The following is an 18,071-nucleotide window of genomic DNA, read 5'->3' as shown; positions in this document are numbered from 1 at the left end:
TAAATTTAACCTTTGCATGGTAGTCATAAATGAGGGGAGTTTCAGTGAAGCTTGTCTCACAAAATTAAACAAGCTTCATAAACGGTGTGACCTACTTACCAATAGTAATATTGCATGATGAATATTTCGTTGGATGAGTCAGTGGTGTCATTATTCATGAAAAACTTAGAATCAATGGCGGTAGCGAATTTACCATCAGCATATTCATACCAAACACCACCATTGATATATGAGGTAGTTTCATTTTCTGCTGTATCCATTTTTGTGTTTGCATAGTTGTATGCGGCAGATAAGTAAACGCCTTTTGCAACTTCATAATAGGCACTGGTCATAATGCCTGTTTCTGTTCCTTCACTGTATTCATTACCTTGGTCTGTATGGTGCCAAACACGAGCAGCTAAGGTTTTATACTCAGCACCTAGTAAATACATCTCACCGGAACCGTCAGTAAATTCAGCACCACCAAGTAATGTTAAATCATCGGCAATATCATATTGGATATAACCATTCACAAAAGCATCATAGGTATATTTATTAGCGTATTCATCATATTTACCAAAATGAACTGGCGCATCATTTTCTGTAAAGTCAGACTCTGGTGCTGCTGAGATGCTATAGCGAAGTGCACCAACTTCGTTACGGATCTTGATCCCTACGTGTACGTCACGAGTATTTGGTAGGGTATAACCATTTTCTGGTGTTGCATCTCCCCACCATTGAATATCATCGAGTGAAGAGTCAATGCGTCCAGCAATAAATTCGGTCCCAGCATCGGTTCGATATCCGGCATAAAATCGATTTATACCTCCTTCAAAGCCACCCCAACCATGACCAGTAGCCCATGCATTACCATCGTCATCAGCTTGGACTGTCCAACCTTCACCATAAATGAGGCCAAACCAATTTCCTTCTTCAATGGCAAGACCTCCTTCAATATATGTTCCATCACTGTAACGGCCTTTATCGTTGCCATCAAAAAACGTTCTTCCCCCAATTCCCATTTCACCGTAAAAATCAGTTTCAATGGCGTGAACGTTTGCTGTTAAAAGTAGAGTTGAAAGTAGTGATAGCTTCGCAAAAGTAGGTTTCATATGTAAATATTCTCACTATAGTAGAATTCATTTTTATAGGTAAATATTGGGAACCAACGCTTCTGTAATTGTGTTTGTAGCGATGACCAATAAGAGAAAGAATATCGATGAGAAGGTTGAAATAGTAGGCTCTAAAGGGAAAAGTGTGAGTATGTTAAGACGATTTTTACTTATATTTACCTAAATTTTTACTTGTAGAAAAATCACATGATTTGATTTTTAGAATCGCTACGATTACCGTTTTATCAATGAAAATTGAGCGTTAATATATCTTGCATAGATTAATCGAATAAAAAAGGCACTGAATATTATCAGTGCCTTTTGTCATATCTAGGGGAAACTAAATGCTAATTTGTTTCGTGTTACTTGGTTGATGTTGCTGTTTTGAGCTCTTGACTCTTTGCTTGTTTTTTCTCGAAGCGAGAGATCCACCAGTAAGCAAGTGCTGAGAAAATCATGGTCATAAAGACATTGATAAAGAAGGCTTTCATTAAATCTACACCTGTTGGGAAGGCTGAAGCCGTCATACTTACAACAAAGATAAGAATAAGAACAGATACAACACCCATACCGAAATGACGAGAACCCATGCGGAAATCACGAGGCGTGTCATCAAACTTTAGACGGAAAACAAAGTAGGCAATCATGATGAAAATAGGCGGTAACATTGCAGTACCTGCTGTTAAGTTAATTGCAGTATTCATCATCTCTTGTACTGATTCAGAGCCAAATCCGTTAACAACAAGCATGACAAATACAAAAGCAAATTGCCACCAAGCTGCGCGAACAGGAACACCATGCTCATTTAACTCAGTTGTTTTTTCACCATAGACACCTTTTGGAATTTCAGAAAAGTGGATTTTAACTGGTGCAGCGGTCCACATCATCATTGAGCCAAACATTGCGATGAATAGAACGATACCAACAAAACGACCGACTAGAGCTTCAGAAATATTGAAGTACTGAGCCATACCGGTAAATATTTCAACCATACCGCCAGCATACGTTAAGCTTTCACGTGGAATGAACACATTTACAAGTAAAGAACCAACAGCGTACATAGCACCAATTAAAATACCTGCTGCGATAATGACTTTAATAAAGGTTTTTTGACCACCTTTTACGTCTTTTAAATAAGCCGCTGCGGTTTCTGCACCACCGGCAGCTTGGAAGATCCAACACATAATACCAAGAGTTGCCCAATTAATGGTTGGTGTCATTGCTTCCATCGTAATTGGTTGAGCAGGGGTATGATCGCCACCAAGCGCCATTAATGCTCCGATAACATAGATACCAAACAGGGCAAATACACCATAAGCAACCATTTCTGATATTTTACCTAACCATGATGCGCCTTTGGTCGATATGTGTGTGGCTGCTGCAAATAACACAATAGAGATAATGGATGTCACCATTGGTGAAAAAGAGTATTCATAACCTAGCATTGCATATGAAGCATAAGCAATTACGTTTGGCAGTAGGGATACGAACCAAAATAGATTTACAAACCAGTATAAGAAAGAGCCTAGATAGGCCATCTTTGTTCCCAGAGGTTGTTTTAACCAGTCATACATGCCTGATTCAGAGTTTTTATTAGCAGATACAAATTCGGCAATGATAAAAACGAATGGAATAAAGTAGACAATAGTCGCTAGCAAAAAGATAGGGGCCGAGCTTAATCCCAATTCAATGTTGTTGTTTACAATGTTACGCACGTTAAATACGGCGGCCATTGTCATAGACAGCAAGGCAAACTTACCTATTGTGCCTCGTACAGATTCAGACATAGTTATTGCATTCCTATATGTTTGCGTTAATGTTATTTTTGTATGTAAGGTAACTTTTAGTAAAATTATAGTAATTAATTTTACTAAAAGTTACTGTGAGATGTGTCATTAAATAATGAAGAAAAAACAAACAAAGTGTGATGATGGTCTAGTCTAGTTGGATGAAGTTTATAAAAGTGTTGCTGTATTCAGTTAGTATTCGCCTTCAATAAACAGTTCATTGGTACAGCAATAGATGTTTAATTCATTATCTAAATCTATAAAACGCGACTTTACCTAATGTAATACTCATATAAATTAATAAATGTTTCAATAAGTATAATTATATGAAATTATTTATAGTGAGAGATTGATTATTTATAATCAATTAAATATAAATATTGACCTTTTTGAGATTGCAGCATATAAGGTAGCAAAATTTAATGTATCTAATATAAGGCCTAAATATTTAATTTTAATTGTCTTTAATAGAACGGAAACCTAAACCACTTTCATTCAATACAAACAACAGAAGGTTAAACTGATAGAGCTATTTTGAGTTTTTATTTATTAGTTTTATTGATATAGCAATTATTTTGTCATCATAGAATGATTCATTTTTGTGAATGAATTATATGTATTTGTAGTATGTAAACTTAAAATGATTAATGTTAAATTATTTGGTCTAGAGAAGTTCTTCTTATTCGTTGTTTTGTTTTTTGGTGTTTTAGCATCGATAATTTATTATCATATATATTCCATATCAATTTTGGAAAAAAGCATTCACATTAACTATCAAAAGGTTGTTGATGTAACAAAGCGCTTTCATGGGTATTATATAAATTCGGATACGATACCTTTAAAAAAAGGTGTTCATGATAATGATGGCGTAGGCGTTATTGTTAATAAGTTGGGAAACGTTAAGGTTTTATCTCCAGCTATAAATCAGCTTTATAAGAGCTTATCTGAAGTGATAGAGTCAAAATATATCTGGACTGTTGCTGTTATAGATAAATTGCATCATGAAAATACAGAAAACTCATATTTCAGGCCTTTAAGAGATGGTTATCTTAGATTTAATAATAAATCATTGCATGATTCTAATATATTAGAAAGCATAGTTAATTTAGAAAGCTTGAAAATTAGTTATAAATCTTTTCATCATGACGATGTTAGAATTACTGAGATATATAAAGAGCAATGGACTGGTGAAGAAATATACTCAGTTATTTATCCTATTTACTTAGATACAAAGCTAACGTCGGTTATTATTGTAGATATTAAAAGAGGGTGGAATTCTCTTTTAATTGAAAACTTTAACCAGAAACGCTGGACTCATTTTTATTATGGTAAAGGTGCTAATTGGGCAACGTTTACTCTTGCATTGCCATATACATCTGATAAATATTCACCAGGTGTAAGTATTGATATTTTTTCAATATTAGTTGTGAGCTTTTATATATCTTTTATTGTCTTCTTTGCCGCATTATGTGGTTATTATTTTTATGTAAAAGTAAGCATAGTGAGAAGTTATGATCATATGACGGGTTTTTATCGCCGTGATTTTTATGAGCCAAAGTTAAAAGCATTAGAGTCAGCTTCATTTTTAATGATAGATATCGATCATTTTAAGCGAGTAAATGATACTTACGGACATGATTTTGGAGATATTGTTATTCAACAAGTTTCTTATCGTATAAAAAACTGCATTAGAGTCAATGATATTGCGATCCGGTGGGGAGGCGAAGAATTCATAGTTATTTTTCAAAAAATCGATCAAGACGATCTTATGAATAAAGCAGAAGTTATTCGAAAAGTGATAGAAAATAAATCGATTGATGGAATAAATATTACTATATCTATTGGCGGAGCTAAACAAAGAGATTTTGAATCAGTTAATGATGTAATAAAAAGAGCTGATGCAGCTCTCTATGATTCTAAGAATACAGGTCGTAATAGAGTTACATTAGATAAGAACAACTATGATTTCAATTAATGCGGATAAAAATAATATGTACATGAGATTTTTCTTATGCTCATTCATATTGTCAGGATATGTATTGTATCAATATAACAGATTAGAAATAGATTCGTTTAAAATGGAATTTCAAAGTAACATCAATAAACTTTATGATACGATCAGAAAGATAACACCATATTATTTGAATACCAATACGGTAGAGTTATATAAAGGGACGTATACTATTGATCAAGTTTCGGTAATGGTGAATGAAAATAGTAAGGTAAAGGAGTTATCTTTAGGAATAAATTTATTAGAAACAGAGATTAGAAAATATATTGGTGATGACTATTGGAGTATTGCAATCATACAAAAGTCGGACATAAATACAGATTCAAATACAGCACATTTTAAGCCTTTACGAGATATCCATGTTAATCTAAATTCAGATATGAAATATGATCACAATTGGATAGATAGAATATTGATTAATGAAAATATATCAAGCAATTATCATATTCTATCATTGTGCGACTTGAAATTAACAGAATCTTACGTTGAGAAAATCTCGGAACAAAAGGTTAGAAGTATATTTTACCCTATATATGTTAACAAAAATTTAACTGCAATGTTTCTGTTGGATATTAAAGATACTGTATTTAATAATTGGTTAACTCAATTTAATAAAGATAGATTTAGCTTTTTATACTATATCAATGATAAAAATCCATTTTTTACTTTAGATAACTCAATAGATATTCCTTGTTCTCCAGTAGGAAATATATTGGGATTATCAATTAATGTAAATAATATAATAATATGGAGTTTGTTATTTGCATCTGTTATTACTTGCGGGTTCATTTTTATTGAAAAAACATTAAGAAAATTTATTTTTTATTGCACACTCGATGACATGACGGGGCTTTATCGTCGTGACTTTTATGAAATGAAACTTAATCATATGTCAGGTAAATCTATTATTATTGTGGATATTGATAAATTTAAAGAAATCAATGACAAACACGGTCACTTTAAAGGAGATGAAGTCATAACTGAGGTATGTCGTCGTTTAAGACAATGCATTAGAGGTGATGATTTAGCTATTCGTTGGGGTGGTGAAGAGTTCGTTATTGTTTTAAGTAATGTTTCTTGTATTGATTTATTTAATCGTTCTGAAGCAATAAGAATATCGGTTTCAGAAAGCCCAATTGCTGGTATGAATGTGTCTGTATCTATAGGTGCAGCTATAGGGCAGAAATTATCTTTTAAACGAACGCTAAAAATGGCGGATACTGCATTATATCAATCAAAAAATGCAGGAAGAAACAAAGTAACGGTATTTGAAGGATAATATATATGAAATTTATTACTAATAAATATACTGTTTATTTGTTGATTCTTGTGGTTTTTGTACAATTTTTCGTCGTTACAGATTACGAAAAATTTGTTGATAATAACGTTAGAAGTGCAATTGAGAGTATTGAATATAAACTTGATTCAGCCAAAGAAACAGTCGGTGAGTTACAGAAGTTTAAAGAGAAAAATTGTGAAGAAATGATGTTACCTTTACAAAAGATTGTTGCCTTAAATCCAATGATAAATAGCATTTCATTTGTTCGTGACGGTGCTTACTACTGTAGCTCTATTGCTGGTAAGAAGGTGTCTTCTGCGGTATTACCTAAAAGAGAGATTCATATACATGAAAAGAATTACTTAACTGGAATGCCAAGTTTTTCTTATTATCATCAGTATAATGACGATCATGGGGTTCAATTTTACATGAAGGGGATCTCTGTTGATTTAGGCGATAGTCCGGTTGGTCATCTATCTTTATCTAATAAAGAATACGTGATATCAAAAAACAATGTATTTAGTGTGTATGTGCCAAATGAAAAGCAGACACATAAATCAGAAAAATACGATTTTGTAATTTTACTGGACTATAATGCTGAACTATCAATAAAAAATTATCTCATTAGTCATGTACTTACGATTGTTATCGTCTTACTGCTAATCATGCTTATTAAAGTATTATCATTTAAGCTTTCGTTATTAGATATTGAATTGATAAGGCTAAAAAAAGCAATTAAAAACAACAGGATAGTTCCTTTCATACAACCTATTGTTGATGCTAATGAAAATATCATTGGAGGGGAGGTATTAGCTCGATGGATTACTTCTTCAGGTGAGGTTATTCCGCCGTTGTCTTTTATTCCTAAAATAGAAAAGTTTGGTTTAATTAACGCAATGACGAAATCCTTATTAAATCAGCTTAAAGTGTATGTAAATGAGCATCAGGTTCATGGATTAAAAGTAAGCGTAAATTTTACTGAAAGCTGTCTTTATGATGAAGAAATGTACGAATTGTGTAAAGAGTTATCGGGACACTTTATATTGATTTTAGAATTTACAGAATCTATGGAATTTGCAGATAAAAATAAGATAATTTTGTACATGGAAAAGTTTAGAAAAATTGGCGTTCAATTTTCCCTTGATGATTATGGAACAGGATATTCATCATTGAAATATTTAAACTACTACCAGTTTGATGTTATCAAAATTGATAAATCATTTATTGATGATATAGAAACGAATCAGCACTCTATCAAAATTATCGAGAACATTATCTTATTAGCCAATAATTTAGATATTCAATTAGTTGCGGAAGGCGTTGAGAACCATCGACAAAAGAAAATTCTTAATGATTTGAACATTTCAGCACAGCAAGGGTTTTACTATTTCAAACCAATGCCTTTGGATAATTTTCATTCCATAATGCGTGATTAAAACAAAAGGGGGAATAAATTATGTTTATTCTCCCTTTTGTTTATTTTTGCATCAGGATTAGGTAGTAGTCTAGTTAACTTAAGAATTTTTCTATATCAACGTCATCACATTGTTCTGGTTTTAAATAGGTATCTGCGTACTTTTTATATAAACCAGAGGTTAAGAATAAATCAAATAGATCACTATCAATATGTTGATCTTTAACCATAAAGTGCATTATTTTGAGAGATTCCGTTAAGGTTTTGGCTTTTTTATATGGACGATCGTGACTGGTTAATGCCTCAAAAATATCAGCTATCGCCATCATTTTTGCTGTTAATGGCATTTGTTCAGACGTAAGACCCATAGGGTAGCCTGTACCATTCACTTTCTCATGATGACCGCCGGCTATCTTTGCAATGTCCTTCATCGTTTTTGGAAAGGGAAGGGTTTCTAACATTTGAATTGTTTGAATTATATGGTTGTTTATTACAAATCGCTCTTCGTTATTCAGTGTTCCTCGTTGAATTAACAAATTGTAGATTTCACCGAGATTATTTTCGTATTGAGTCGGTTGTAATGTGAATCGCTCATCATGCGGTAGGTTCATTTCTCTTGGAATTAAGTGAAATAGGTTATCTTGTAATAGATTTACAGTTAATGGTACTTGTTGGCCATCAGAGTTATTTAGACGTTCTTTTTCTTCCCAAGAAAGACCAAGACTGGAGTCTAGAGTTTGTGTCCATGTTCGTTGGCTAATCTCTTGTATTTGTGTCGCGTCTTGTTCAGATAAAAATTCATCTCCGACATTCATTTTTGCAATGAAAGTAAATTCGTCATCAAGTTTCTGCCATTCATTCTGTAATATTTCTTTATTCTTTTGTGGGAGTTCTTGTTTGAACGCTTGCTTCCATTGTTCTATTTCAACATCACGCTTTAATACTTCAAATCGAGTTCTTATTTCATGGATACGGTTATAGATAGTTTCTAGTTTTGTCGCTTTATCAACAACGTGTTCTGGTGTTGTAATTTTTCCGCAGTCATGTAGCCATGATGCAATTCGTAATTCTTCTTTTTGTATGTTGTTTAATGTGAAATGTGTAAATTTGGGTGATGAAGATTGATCTGCAACTTCTGCTAACCATTGTGTTAATACCGGCACTTTTTGACAGTGGTTACCTGTATAAGGTGATTTAGTATCGATCGCACTGGCCATGACTTGAATGAATGATTCAAGTAAGTCTTTTTGGTTTTGTAACATTTTCCGACCATGAAGAGCAATGGCAGTAAAATTTATTAATGATTCGAAGTAATCGAATTTATCATTACGTATGGCTTCACTATCCTTAATATCAAAAACTAATACCATAGCGCCAATAGTTTGCTTTCCTTTTGTGAATAATGGGAAAGTGAGTGACCATGTATCTTCGTCTTTTAGTCCCAGTTTTTCTTTTTCATTTATGTCGAGTTTTTGAATACTTAAACCTTCAAAAGGTTTCTTTTTAACTAGGATGTATTCCAGATTTTTAGCTATCTCTTTGTCGTCGAGAGAGTAACGTTTTAATCCACTAATGTCTTCGTTTTGAGTGTTTGCTCGCCATGCAAAATGAGGCTCTATGTGTGTTTCATCATCATTAATGAGATAGAGGTAGGCTCCTGCTGCTTCTGTTGCGTTAGCTGTATTTCGTCCAATAATTTGTATGAGATCATCAATCTCATGTTCTTCTAATATAGTATTGGTTAAGTTGAAATAATTCTCTATGGCGGATTTCATGCTAGTAACGGATTTATTTAGATTATCTATTTCTAATATCTTGGTTGGTGATTGTTTTAGTTGAGAAAAATCGAATTTTGATATTAACTGAGCTTGTTCAGTTGCTTGTTTAATAGGTTTGGAAATACGCTGCGATACAAAATAAACACAAGGAATGGAGAGACACAGTACTAAAAAAGACCATAAAATAGTTTGGTTGCGAATAACTGACGCACTAGATAAAAGCTCCGATGCTTTTACTGCCACTAATAAATTTAATGTTCGTTGTTGATTAATCGGAACAGAAAAAATTTTTCCATACCAATCCTCATTGTTATGTTGGTATCGTTGTATTTCTTGGTCTAAATGAAGTTGCTGTAATGCCGCCATTGCACTTTGATTGAATATGTCTTTTAACATAACGGCTTGATTATTGATTTCAGTATGAGCGCTGTAATTGCTGGCATACACAATGCTTTCTTCATCATAAAGTACTCTTATCGATGAGCTGTGATTTGAAGTGCTTTTTAATACTTCATCTACCTTGAACATGAGTAGATCGGCACTAACAACCACATCATTATCTGCTTTTTGATGAATGGTTAAGCCAAACTGATTAACAGCGTTGAAGTAACGAGGTTTAGATAGAATTGTTTTATTTATCGTTGAATTTTTAAACCAATCTTCATTTCTAGGATCATTCTTTTGGAGCTTAAATATTCGAGAATCAATGAGTTTGCTTGTCTTATCATAAAAATAGATGGTACTTGTTACTTTTGTTCCTAAGGGCATATCTATAAAGTAAAAGCGAGCGGAAGGAGGGGCATTTAATTCCTTTCTTAAAGATTGGTTTTCAATAATACCGACCCCAAACCAGTCTCCATTAGGGTAAGTGATACGATAGGTTGATACATGGTTATTCAATTTTAAAAGCATTAATAATTCAGAAAAGTAAGCTTTACGCTCTTCTAACGTATTGGTTTTTATTATTTCTTTTTTGGATAACTCTCCAACGGCATTAAAGGCTGGCCGATACTCATCACGCATTGAAAAGCGAGTTTCATTGGCTATTCGGTCAAAAATAGTTGAGTTAGCTTCAAGTAGAATATCATTCATGCTCTTATTGGCTAACAGGATTTGTGCGGTACAGATGATGGCGATCATCAATATAAATAATGTTGATATATGAACGTGTAGTGGGAAGACGAGTTTAGCTCTTATTGTTTTTATTATACGTTTCATAATGCACCATTTATCATTTACCTATAACTAAACGTAGTTGATAAATAGAAAAAGATCCGAGAATATTATTCACGGATCTTTAGGTGGTGCTAAGTATATTAATTATTGTTGAACGGCTGCTTTTGATTCCTCAATTAACTGTTCTTTAGTTAGCGATTTTTCATATTGGCTGTATTTCCACCATGCGAACCCAAGGAAGATTACGATGCCACCAACGTTGTAGAAAATGATAGTCATAATGTCAGCACCTGTTGGGAAGGTTGAAGCAAAGAAACCAACCGTAAAGATACTAATAAGAATCGAAACAATAACAAGGCCAGTAAAACGAGAACCCATTCTGAAATCACGTTCTAAGTGATCCAGTTTTAAACGTAGATTTAAGTAAGCAATCATGATGAACAGTGGTGGAAGCATAGATGCTGCCGCTGTCATGTTGATGATGGTGCTCATTAAGTCTTGTACTGTATCTGAGGCTAATGTTGGGATAAACATCAGTGGAATTACGATTAAGAATTGAATCCATGCTGCACGTTCAGGAACGCCTTGTTTATTTAGAGCTACCGTTTTTTCACCAAAAATGCCTTTTGGAATTTCTGAGAAGAAGATTTTAACTGGTGTTGCTGTCCACATTAATAGTGAGCCAAGCATTGCAGTAAATGAAACGACCCCCACAAAACGGTTCATTAAGATTTCAGATAAACCAAAGTGTCTTGCTAAACCTTCAAATACTTGAACTGAACCACCAGTAAACTTGAGAACTTCACGAGGTACAAACACGTTCGCTAAGATAGAGCCAACAGAGTAAAGTGCACCGATAAAGATACCTGCAATGATGATAACTTTAACGAATGATTTGTGACCACCTTTAATGTCGTTAACGTAAACCGCTACCGATTCAGCACCGCCAGCTGCCATGAAGATCCATGTGATTACACCAAGGAATGCCCAGTTAAATGATGGAGTCATTGCTTCAATGGTAATCGGATCTGCAGGTTCAATACCGCCAATTAATGCTCCACCTGATAATAGAATGTAAGACAGAGTAAGCAGAAGCATTAATGATGAGGTTAAAGAAGTAATTGGACCTAATAATTTTGCACCGTTATTGGATACATGAGTCGCTACAGCAAATAATAAGGTACTTAATACTGCGGTAGTAAATGGTGTAAATATGTATTCAAACCCTAAGAATGCATAAGAGGCATAAGCGATGATTCTTGGTAGAAGTGAGGTGAAGAAAAATAGGTTAACAAACCAATAAGTATAAGCGGTAATGAAAGCCCAACGACCGCCTAATGAACTTTTTACCCAAGCGTATACGCCGGCTTCTGAGTTTTTATTTAAAGATACAAATTCGGCAACAATCAAACAAAAAGGAACGAAATAGAAGAGGGTAGCCAAAAAGAACATGGGTGCAGAAGATAGCCCGATTTCAATATTGTTGTTAATGATATTATTGAAGCTATAAACTGCAGCAAAAGTCATAGACAGTAAGGCGAATTTGCCTATCGTGCCACGAGTTGATGTAGACATAAGGTACTCCGATGAATCACATATTGTAGGGATACCAATCCATTTATTATATAAGTAATGGTATTGGTATGGAGGGATTTGGTCATGCTTATAAACCAATCCCTCCTTATTTTTTGGCTCTGAATGTAGTTTCAGATACCGTTTTATTATTGTTTTATTGCGGTGTTGCTTAGTTTACTTATTCAGGAAATAGCCATCTTCGATTGTGACTTTTAAAACCACTTTACGAACACGATTATCACCGTGGAATTTATAGGCTTTGCTGTTATCAAATACCGCGACTTGACCTTCACAAAATTGGTGTATTTGACCATTACCGTTTAGGTGTTCACGATCCGTTTCATCGGAATATGCTTGCACGCTTTCTAGTTCAGACTTATCTGCGACCTCAACCGTTTCACGGCCTTCTAGGTAGTAATGAATATCAAAGTATCGGCGGTTACCAACAAAGGTTTCTGTATTTTTAGCAATGCCATCTTCAATCATGTAGACCAGAGAATCACCAATTGAATACATGATCCCATCTCTTAGGTTGCCAATGTTTTCAATCGCTTCAACACAACGATTCCATTTACGGCCGTCACGATATACCACTTTAAATTGTTCTAGATTGTCTAAAATGATCATTACTTTTCTCCGCCTTCAATTGTTGTTTTTGAAGTGAATGCTGTGTTTGAGATGAATGTGTGGTTTGCCAATGCTTTTGGTGAACAGCCACCTTGTTGAAATGGAACCAAAGTCAGTGCGTATTGGAATTTATCCATGTAAACACGGTATGAATCTAACACCTCAGAGCCCCAAGAGTTTGAGCCCAACCCCATTAACTTATGGTCAAGGTTTAGGGTGATGTAACCACTCTTCTCAAGTTCAATGGTGTGCTGCGCTTCATGAATGTTTTGGTTAGTGTAGAACCAAGCACTGAAGTTGATTTCTTGCTCAGGTTTAACAAACAGACCACTACCATGACGGTTAGCAAGCGATGCCCAACGAACGTGTTGACGGTTGCCATTATTTTGTGGGAACGGGTAGTTTTCAAACATATTCGCTACCGTTGTTTGGTATACATCAATCATGTTTGCTTGTTGGCTGTCTTGATAGTTTTCTTCTGGGCCACGACCATAGTATTGAACTTGGTCAAAGTCATTGTTGATACCAAGATCCAAACCAATCACAGGGATCACATGAGGGTAATCACCGTAACGCTCACCAGAGAGTTGAATGTTTAGCTGACCTTCTTTGTTGATTTCATACACGTAAGTACAACGCATGCCAAAATCAAACACCGGTGGGGCAATAATGCTGGTTACCGTGAAAGTGGCTTTACCGTTTGAGGCATCAAGGTCGATAGAGCGGAAATGCTCTTGCATGATTTGAAGGTGCGCAGGTTCCCACAGACCTTCATGTTCCTGCTTATGGTTATCCACCATTGGCTTAAAGAAATTCAGTTTAGGTGCGCTTGCAATTAACTCATCACCATTCACAACCCATGAGGTTAATTTACCGTTCACTTTCGAGAAAGTAAGTGCGAAGTTCAGCCCTTTTACTACATAATCCAAACGAGACGCTGTGATATCAAGTGCGATTGCATTGCTGTTAGAGAATACTGGAAGTTGCTCTGTGTTTTCTTTTAACTGAACTTGGTAAACTGCAATGTCGTGATTCGCTTCGCTGTATAGAGTACGAGAATCTTTACGTACTGTGAAATTAACGAATGTTTCGCGTCCATCCAGTTCAGGTAGTGTGATTTCAATATCACGGCTTGAGTTTTCAGTTAATCCTTCCACTTTGAATGTTGTGCTTTGCAGTGTTTCGCCTTCTGCACGGATCTCAGCGGTAATGGTGTAGTCATCAAGGTTTGAGAACCATAACTTGTTATCGACAGTGAAAACACCGTTTGCTGCGTCTTTTGCACGGATTTTAACTGGCGCGATAACTTGCTTATATTCTTTTAAGCCTGGACCCGGAGTTTGGTCTGAGTAAACTAAGCCATCCATACAGAAGTTGTAGTTGTTTGGATAATCGCCGTAATCACCACCGTATTTTAAGAACTCAGTGCCGTTTTCATCTTTAGCAAGAATACCGTGATCACACCATTCCCATACATAATGCCCTTGAATAGAATCATGCTTGTAGAATACGTTTTGGTATTCAGTTAATCCACCAGGGCCATTACCCATTGCGTGTGCGTATTCACAAATAATACGTGGTTTATTGTGTGGATGTTCTCCAAAAGCATTCATTAGTTGAGCACGAGAGTACATAGTACTGATGATATCAACCACTTCAGCATCACGATCTTCTTCATAATGAACCAAACGAGTGTCATCAATCGCTTTTGCAGCATCGTACATAGATTTGATGTTACAACCGTAGCCAGATTCGTTACCCAGTGACCACATGATGATGGATGCGTGGTTCTTTTGAGCGTGAATGTGACGTTCAATACGCTCTACAAATACGTGCTCCCATGCAGGATCATTGGTAATGCGGCTTAAATCACCTACGTTTGCAAAGCCGTGTGTTTCTACATCGGTTTCACCCATAACAAACAGACCGTATACATCGCACAGTTCATAGAAACGAGGGTCGTTAGGGTAGTGAGCTGTACGTACCGAGTTGATGTTGTGTTGCTTCATCAAAACAATGTCTTTCTCAACACGGTCCATACCCACAGCACGACCTTTTAGGTGATCGTTATCGTGACGGTTCACACCATGAAGCATGACGTATTTGTTATTGATGTAGAACAGGCCATCGCGCACTTTAATATCACGGAAGCCAACACGGTTCGGGATAATTTCTAGTGTTTTACCGTTTTCATCTTTTAGAGTCAGGATTAATTGGTATAGGTAAGGGTTTTCTGCTGTCCAATGCGTTGGGTTTTCCATATCGATATTGATATCAACGCTATGGTTCGTATCAAAAGAAAGCGAATTGACTGTGCCTTCAGAAACGACAGTCTGACCATCAAACAGTGTGTAACCTAGTGAATAATCAGATACAGAGTTGTTTGTTAGATTTTCTAGCTGGGCTTTACAAGACAATGTTGCACTTTGGTAGTTTTCATCAAAATCAGTGCGGATAGTAATGTCTTGAACGTGTACTTGCTCTTTACCTACTAAGTAAACATCACGGAAGATACCGCCTGTCCACCACATGTCTTGGTCTTCAATGTAAGTGGAGTCAGCCCATTGCATAACACGAACAGAAAGCAGGTTTTCACCTTGTTGTGCAAATTCAGAGATATCAAATTCAGCAGTTAAACGACTGCCTTTACTAAAACCAACGTAATTACCGTTTACGTAGACTTCTAAGTAGGTTTCTACACCATCAAACTTGATGATGGTTTGTTTGTCGTTCCATGTTTCACCCAGAGTGAACGTGCGTTGGTAAGCACCTGTTGGATTATCGCTTGGTACAAATGGAACATCAATTGGGAAAGGAAAGCCTTCATCAGTGTATTGAAGATCGCCATGACCTTCCATTTGCCACATGTTAGGAACCGTAATATTGCCCCAATTGCTCATGTGTTGAGAATAAAACTCTTCAGGAACAAGTAAAGGATTAGTAAAGAAATTGAATGTCCATTGACCACTTAATAATTGGTAATGACTGCTTAATTCACGTTGGAATGTACGAGCAGCTTGAACTGAGTCATATGAGAAGAAGTAAGCGCGTGGAGCTATGCGACTCTCATTTAAGCGGAAGAAGTTTTCCCAATTGTTCACGTGTAGCCTCCCGGTCAGTGCCGATAGTTCTTATAAATAGGTAAATATAAATCGTAGTAAATAACTCTCTGGTAAAAGATATTAACTAAAGTTTTAGTAAAACAAATCGGTAAATTCTTTTACTTTTAACTTGGTCACATAATGAACTGAGCTTTGTGAGCGTGGTAACGTTAATCAAGTGTATTGATACAATTCATTAACTTAAATGGCTGCTTTTGGATGATATAAGAGCAAAGTGGTGAAGATGTGTTCGAAAAGGGTAGAGGGCGTAAAAGAGGGTCTAGTTATTAATATAAAAAAAGCAACGCCATAAACGCTGCTTAATGTTGGTAGTAAATTTATTGGAAAATTTTACTTTTTAGTCGTATCACGTAAGCGTAATTTACTTGGAATATAAACACGTACTGGAATCGCACGTTCATCACGACGGCGCTCAAGCAATAAGTTAATGCCTTGGCTTCCCATTAGTTCAGAGTGAATTCGAACCGTTGATAAAGAAGGGAAAGTAAATTTAGCTGTTGGAATATCATTAACACTGATTAAAGCAATGTCTTCAGGGATACGTAATCCTTTTTCATGGATAGCCCGTAAAACGCCAATAGCAATCGAATCTGAGGCAATAAACCACGCATTTGGGTAGTCAGTCTCTAGCATTTCTTTTGCAAGCTTGTAACCCGATGAACTTGAGAAATCACCACGATAGAGATCCGATTCAGATACAACGCCTTTTAGCTGGCCATATTCAGCGAATACTTCTTCACGAATGTCTGAACAGTTTTCATCATCTTGACCACCAATAAATCCAATACGTTGATAACCTTGATTCATGAAGTAGTTGATGACTTCTTTACTGATACGAGCAAGATCGATATCGACAGAATCAAAGTTTTGCTCATGATCGGTATAATCAATATAAACAATGTTTTTGCTGATTTTTTGAATCGCTTTTAATTGTTCTTTAGTTTGACGACCAACCAGTAAAATACCATCAACTCTTAAATTCTTAATGTCTAGGCTGCTTTCATAACTATTAGTTAATGTGATATCAAATTTATCACATTGGGTTTCAATACCGTGGCGAATAGCAAGGTAATATGGGTCGTTTACTTCGGTTTCTTGCTTGTAATTGTATAAAGCTAGAAAGTGTAGTTGTTCTTTTGCTAATTTTGGCAATGCACTGGCTAACTTACGAGTAGAGCTTGTTTTGTATTCGAGCTTTTCTGCTATTTCAAAAATACGTCGCTTTGTTTCTTCTTTTACGCTTAGCGTCGGGTCTTCATTCAAGACACGAGAAACCGTTGCCAATGAAACTTCAGCTTCGTTGGCTATTTCCTTTAACGTTGCCATTCATCCTCCAGCCTTTAATTTTATAATATTGGCTTTATGTTACTTAATAAATGATGATTTTGATACTTAAATATGGTTTTTACTAAATTTTTACTCTAGTTGTTATTGGGATTTTTGATATAGGAAGCCTATTGGGGCAATCGCTTGATTAAATAGACGTTTTTTTTGAGCTAAAAAAAGCTCAGCAGTTGAAATAGCATCGACTAAAGCGTGATGAGCGGGGTAGTCTGGTAACTTGTATTGACGTCTGAGAGAAAATAAACGGAAATCTCTTTGATAACGGTTTTGTTGAATCGTATTTTGTTCAATTCTAAGGGTATCTAACCAAATTATAGGCAAATTTGGCAATTGCAGAGAAAGGAAAAATTGCTCTAAAAACCGCTGCTCAATGGTTGCTCCATGAACAACAAGAATATTGCTAGGTAAATTCGAAAAGAAACACTCCATTGCCTCTTCGAGTGAAATACCCATTTTTTGTTGCTCAGGTAAAATGTGATGCAATGAACGGGCAGTATGATCTCTTTCTTCACGTTCATTTTCTGCATTTATTGAGATTGGCTCATTAATGATATGGTGCTGGGCACTATTGAGTTTTATTACGCCATTAATAATATGAACCCAACCAATGCTCACGATATGATCGGTTTTCGGATTTAGCCCTGAGGTTTCAAAATCCACTACAGTGAACGCCATATCATTACTGTTTTCTTTAGGACTTGGGTAAGGTGCTTTAAGAAAACGGGCTAAATAATTAGGTAACTCTAAGTTTTGTTCGATTAATGCTTGTCTCTGCTCTTCTAGGCGATGCAATGGATGACGATTGGAGAATAGTTCCATCATATGAGCGATGATATTTTTGTTCGTTAATGATTTATCAGGCATGTG

General features: G+C 35.5%; 11 protein-coding genes. 3 read left to right on the top strand and 8 right to left on the bottom strand.

Annotated features, from left to right (window positions below):
* Positions 1 to 95: 95 nt before the first annotated feature.
* The gene (ygjJ, locus tag AVFI_RS19770) at positions 96 to 1,091 is read right to left on the bottom strand and encodes a protein YgjJ (RefSeq protein WP_017020279.1); all 996 of its coding nucleotides are present in this window, start codon (positions 1,089 to 1,091) and stop codon (positions 96 to 98) included.
* Positions 1,092 to 1,453: 362 nt separating this feature from the next.
* On the bottom strand, positions 1,454 to 2,878 hold the full coding sequence (locus tag AVFI_RS19765; protein WP_017020278.1) for an amino acid permease: 1,425 nt from the start codon (positions 2,876 to 2,878) through the stop codon (positions 1,454 to 1,456).
* 601 nt (positions 2,879 to 3,479) lie between these two features.
* Between AVFI_RS19765 and AVFI_RS19760 the strand changes: the two genes are divergently transcribed.
* From AVFI_RS19760 to AVFI_RS19750, 3 genes are read left to right on the top strand one after another with little or no spacing between them, the layout of a single operon-like run.
* A complete protein-coding gene (locus AVFI_RS19760) occupies positions 3,480 to 4,853 on the top strand; it encodes a GGDEF domain-containing protein (RefSeq protein ID WP_236783550.1) in 1,374 nt (457 codons plus the stop codon).
* Positions 4,840 to 6,168, top strand: coding sequence for a GGDEF domain-containing protein (locus AVFI_RS19755; RefSeq protein WP_017020276.1), 1,329 nt, complete (start codon positions 4,840 to 4,842; stop codon positions 6,166 to 6,168). Before AVFI_RS19760 ends, AVFI_RS19755 begins: the two co-directional genes overlap by 14 nt.
* A gap of 5 nt (positions 6,169 to 6,173) precedes the next feature.
* Positions 6,174 to 7,604: an EAL domain-containing protein gene (locus AVFI_RS19750; protein WP_017020275.1), complete on the top strand. Its 1,431-nt coding sequence runs from the start codon at positions 6,174 to 6,176 to the stop codon at positions 7,602 to 7,604.
* A gap of 73 nt (positions 7,605 to 7,677) precedes the next feature.
* Here the strand turns inward: AVFI_RS19750 and AVFI_RS19745 are convergent, their stop codons facing one another.
* The 6 genes from AVFI_RS19745 to AVFI_RS19720 all read right to left on the bottom strand — a co-directional run bounded on the left by AVFI_RS19745 (position 7,678) and on the right by AVFI_RS19720 (position 18,068).
* Positions 7,678 to 10,578 carry an HD domain-containing phosphohydrolase gene (locus tag AVFI_RS19745; protein WP_236782066.1) on the bottom strand — a complete coding sequence of 967 codons (2,901 nt, stop codon included), beginning with the start codon at positions 10,576 to 10,578 and terminating at the stop codon, positions 7,678 to 7,680.
* 102 nt (positions 10,579 to 10,680) lie between these two features.
* Positions 10,681 to 12,111 (bottom strand): amino acid permease, encoded by a 1,431-nt coding sequence (locus tag AVFI_RS19740; RefSeq protein WP_012535169.1) that lies wholly within the window; start codon positions 12,109 to 12,111, stop codon positions 10,681 to 10,683.
* A gap of 174 nt (positions 12,112 to 12,285) precedes the next feature.
* Complete coding sequence (locus AVFI_RS19735) at positions 12,286 to 12,738, bottom strand: beta-galactosidase subunit beta (RefSeq protein WP_054775510.1); 453 nt, start codon at positions 12,736 to 12,738, stop codon at positions 12,286 to 12,288.
* Positions 12,738 to 15,839 carry a beta-galactosidase subunit alpha gene (gene ebgA, locus AVFI_RS19730; protein WP_188863488.1) on the bottom strand — a complete coding sequence of 1,034 codons (3,102 nt, stop codon included), beginning with the start codon at positions 15,837 to 15,839 and terminating at the stop codon, positions 12,738 to 12,740. The genes AVFI_RS19735 and ebgA overlap by 1 nt, the downstream gene beginning before the upstream one ends.
* A 351-nt stretch (positions 15,840 to 16,190) precedes the next feature.
* Positions 16,191 to 17,186: a transcriptional regulator EbgR gene (gene ebgR / locus AVFI_RS19725; protein WP_054775511.1), complete on the bottom strand. Its 996-nt coding sequence runs from the start codon at positions 17,184 to 17,186 to the stop codon at positions 16,191 to 16,193.
* A 102-nt stretch (positions 17,187 to 17,288) separates the two neighbouring features.
* A complete protein-coding gene (locus AVFI_RS19720; protein ID WP_054775512.1) occupies positions 17,289 to 18,068 on the bottom strand; it encodes a 3'-5' exonuclease in 780 nt (259 codons plus the stop codon).
* Positions 18,069 to 18,071 lie beyond the last annotated feature (3 nt).

Source organism: Aliivibrio fischeri ATCC 7744 = JCM 18803 = DSM 507, assembly GCF_023983475.1.
GTDB classification, from domain to species: domain Bacteria; phylum Pseudomonadota; class Gammaproteobacteria; order Enterobacterales; family Vibrionaceae; genus Aliivibrio; species Aliivibrio fischeri.
This window is presented reverse-complemented; position numbering and strand designations above follow the sequence as displayed.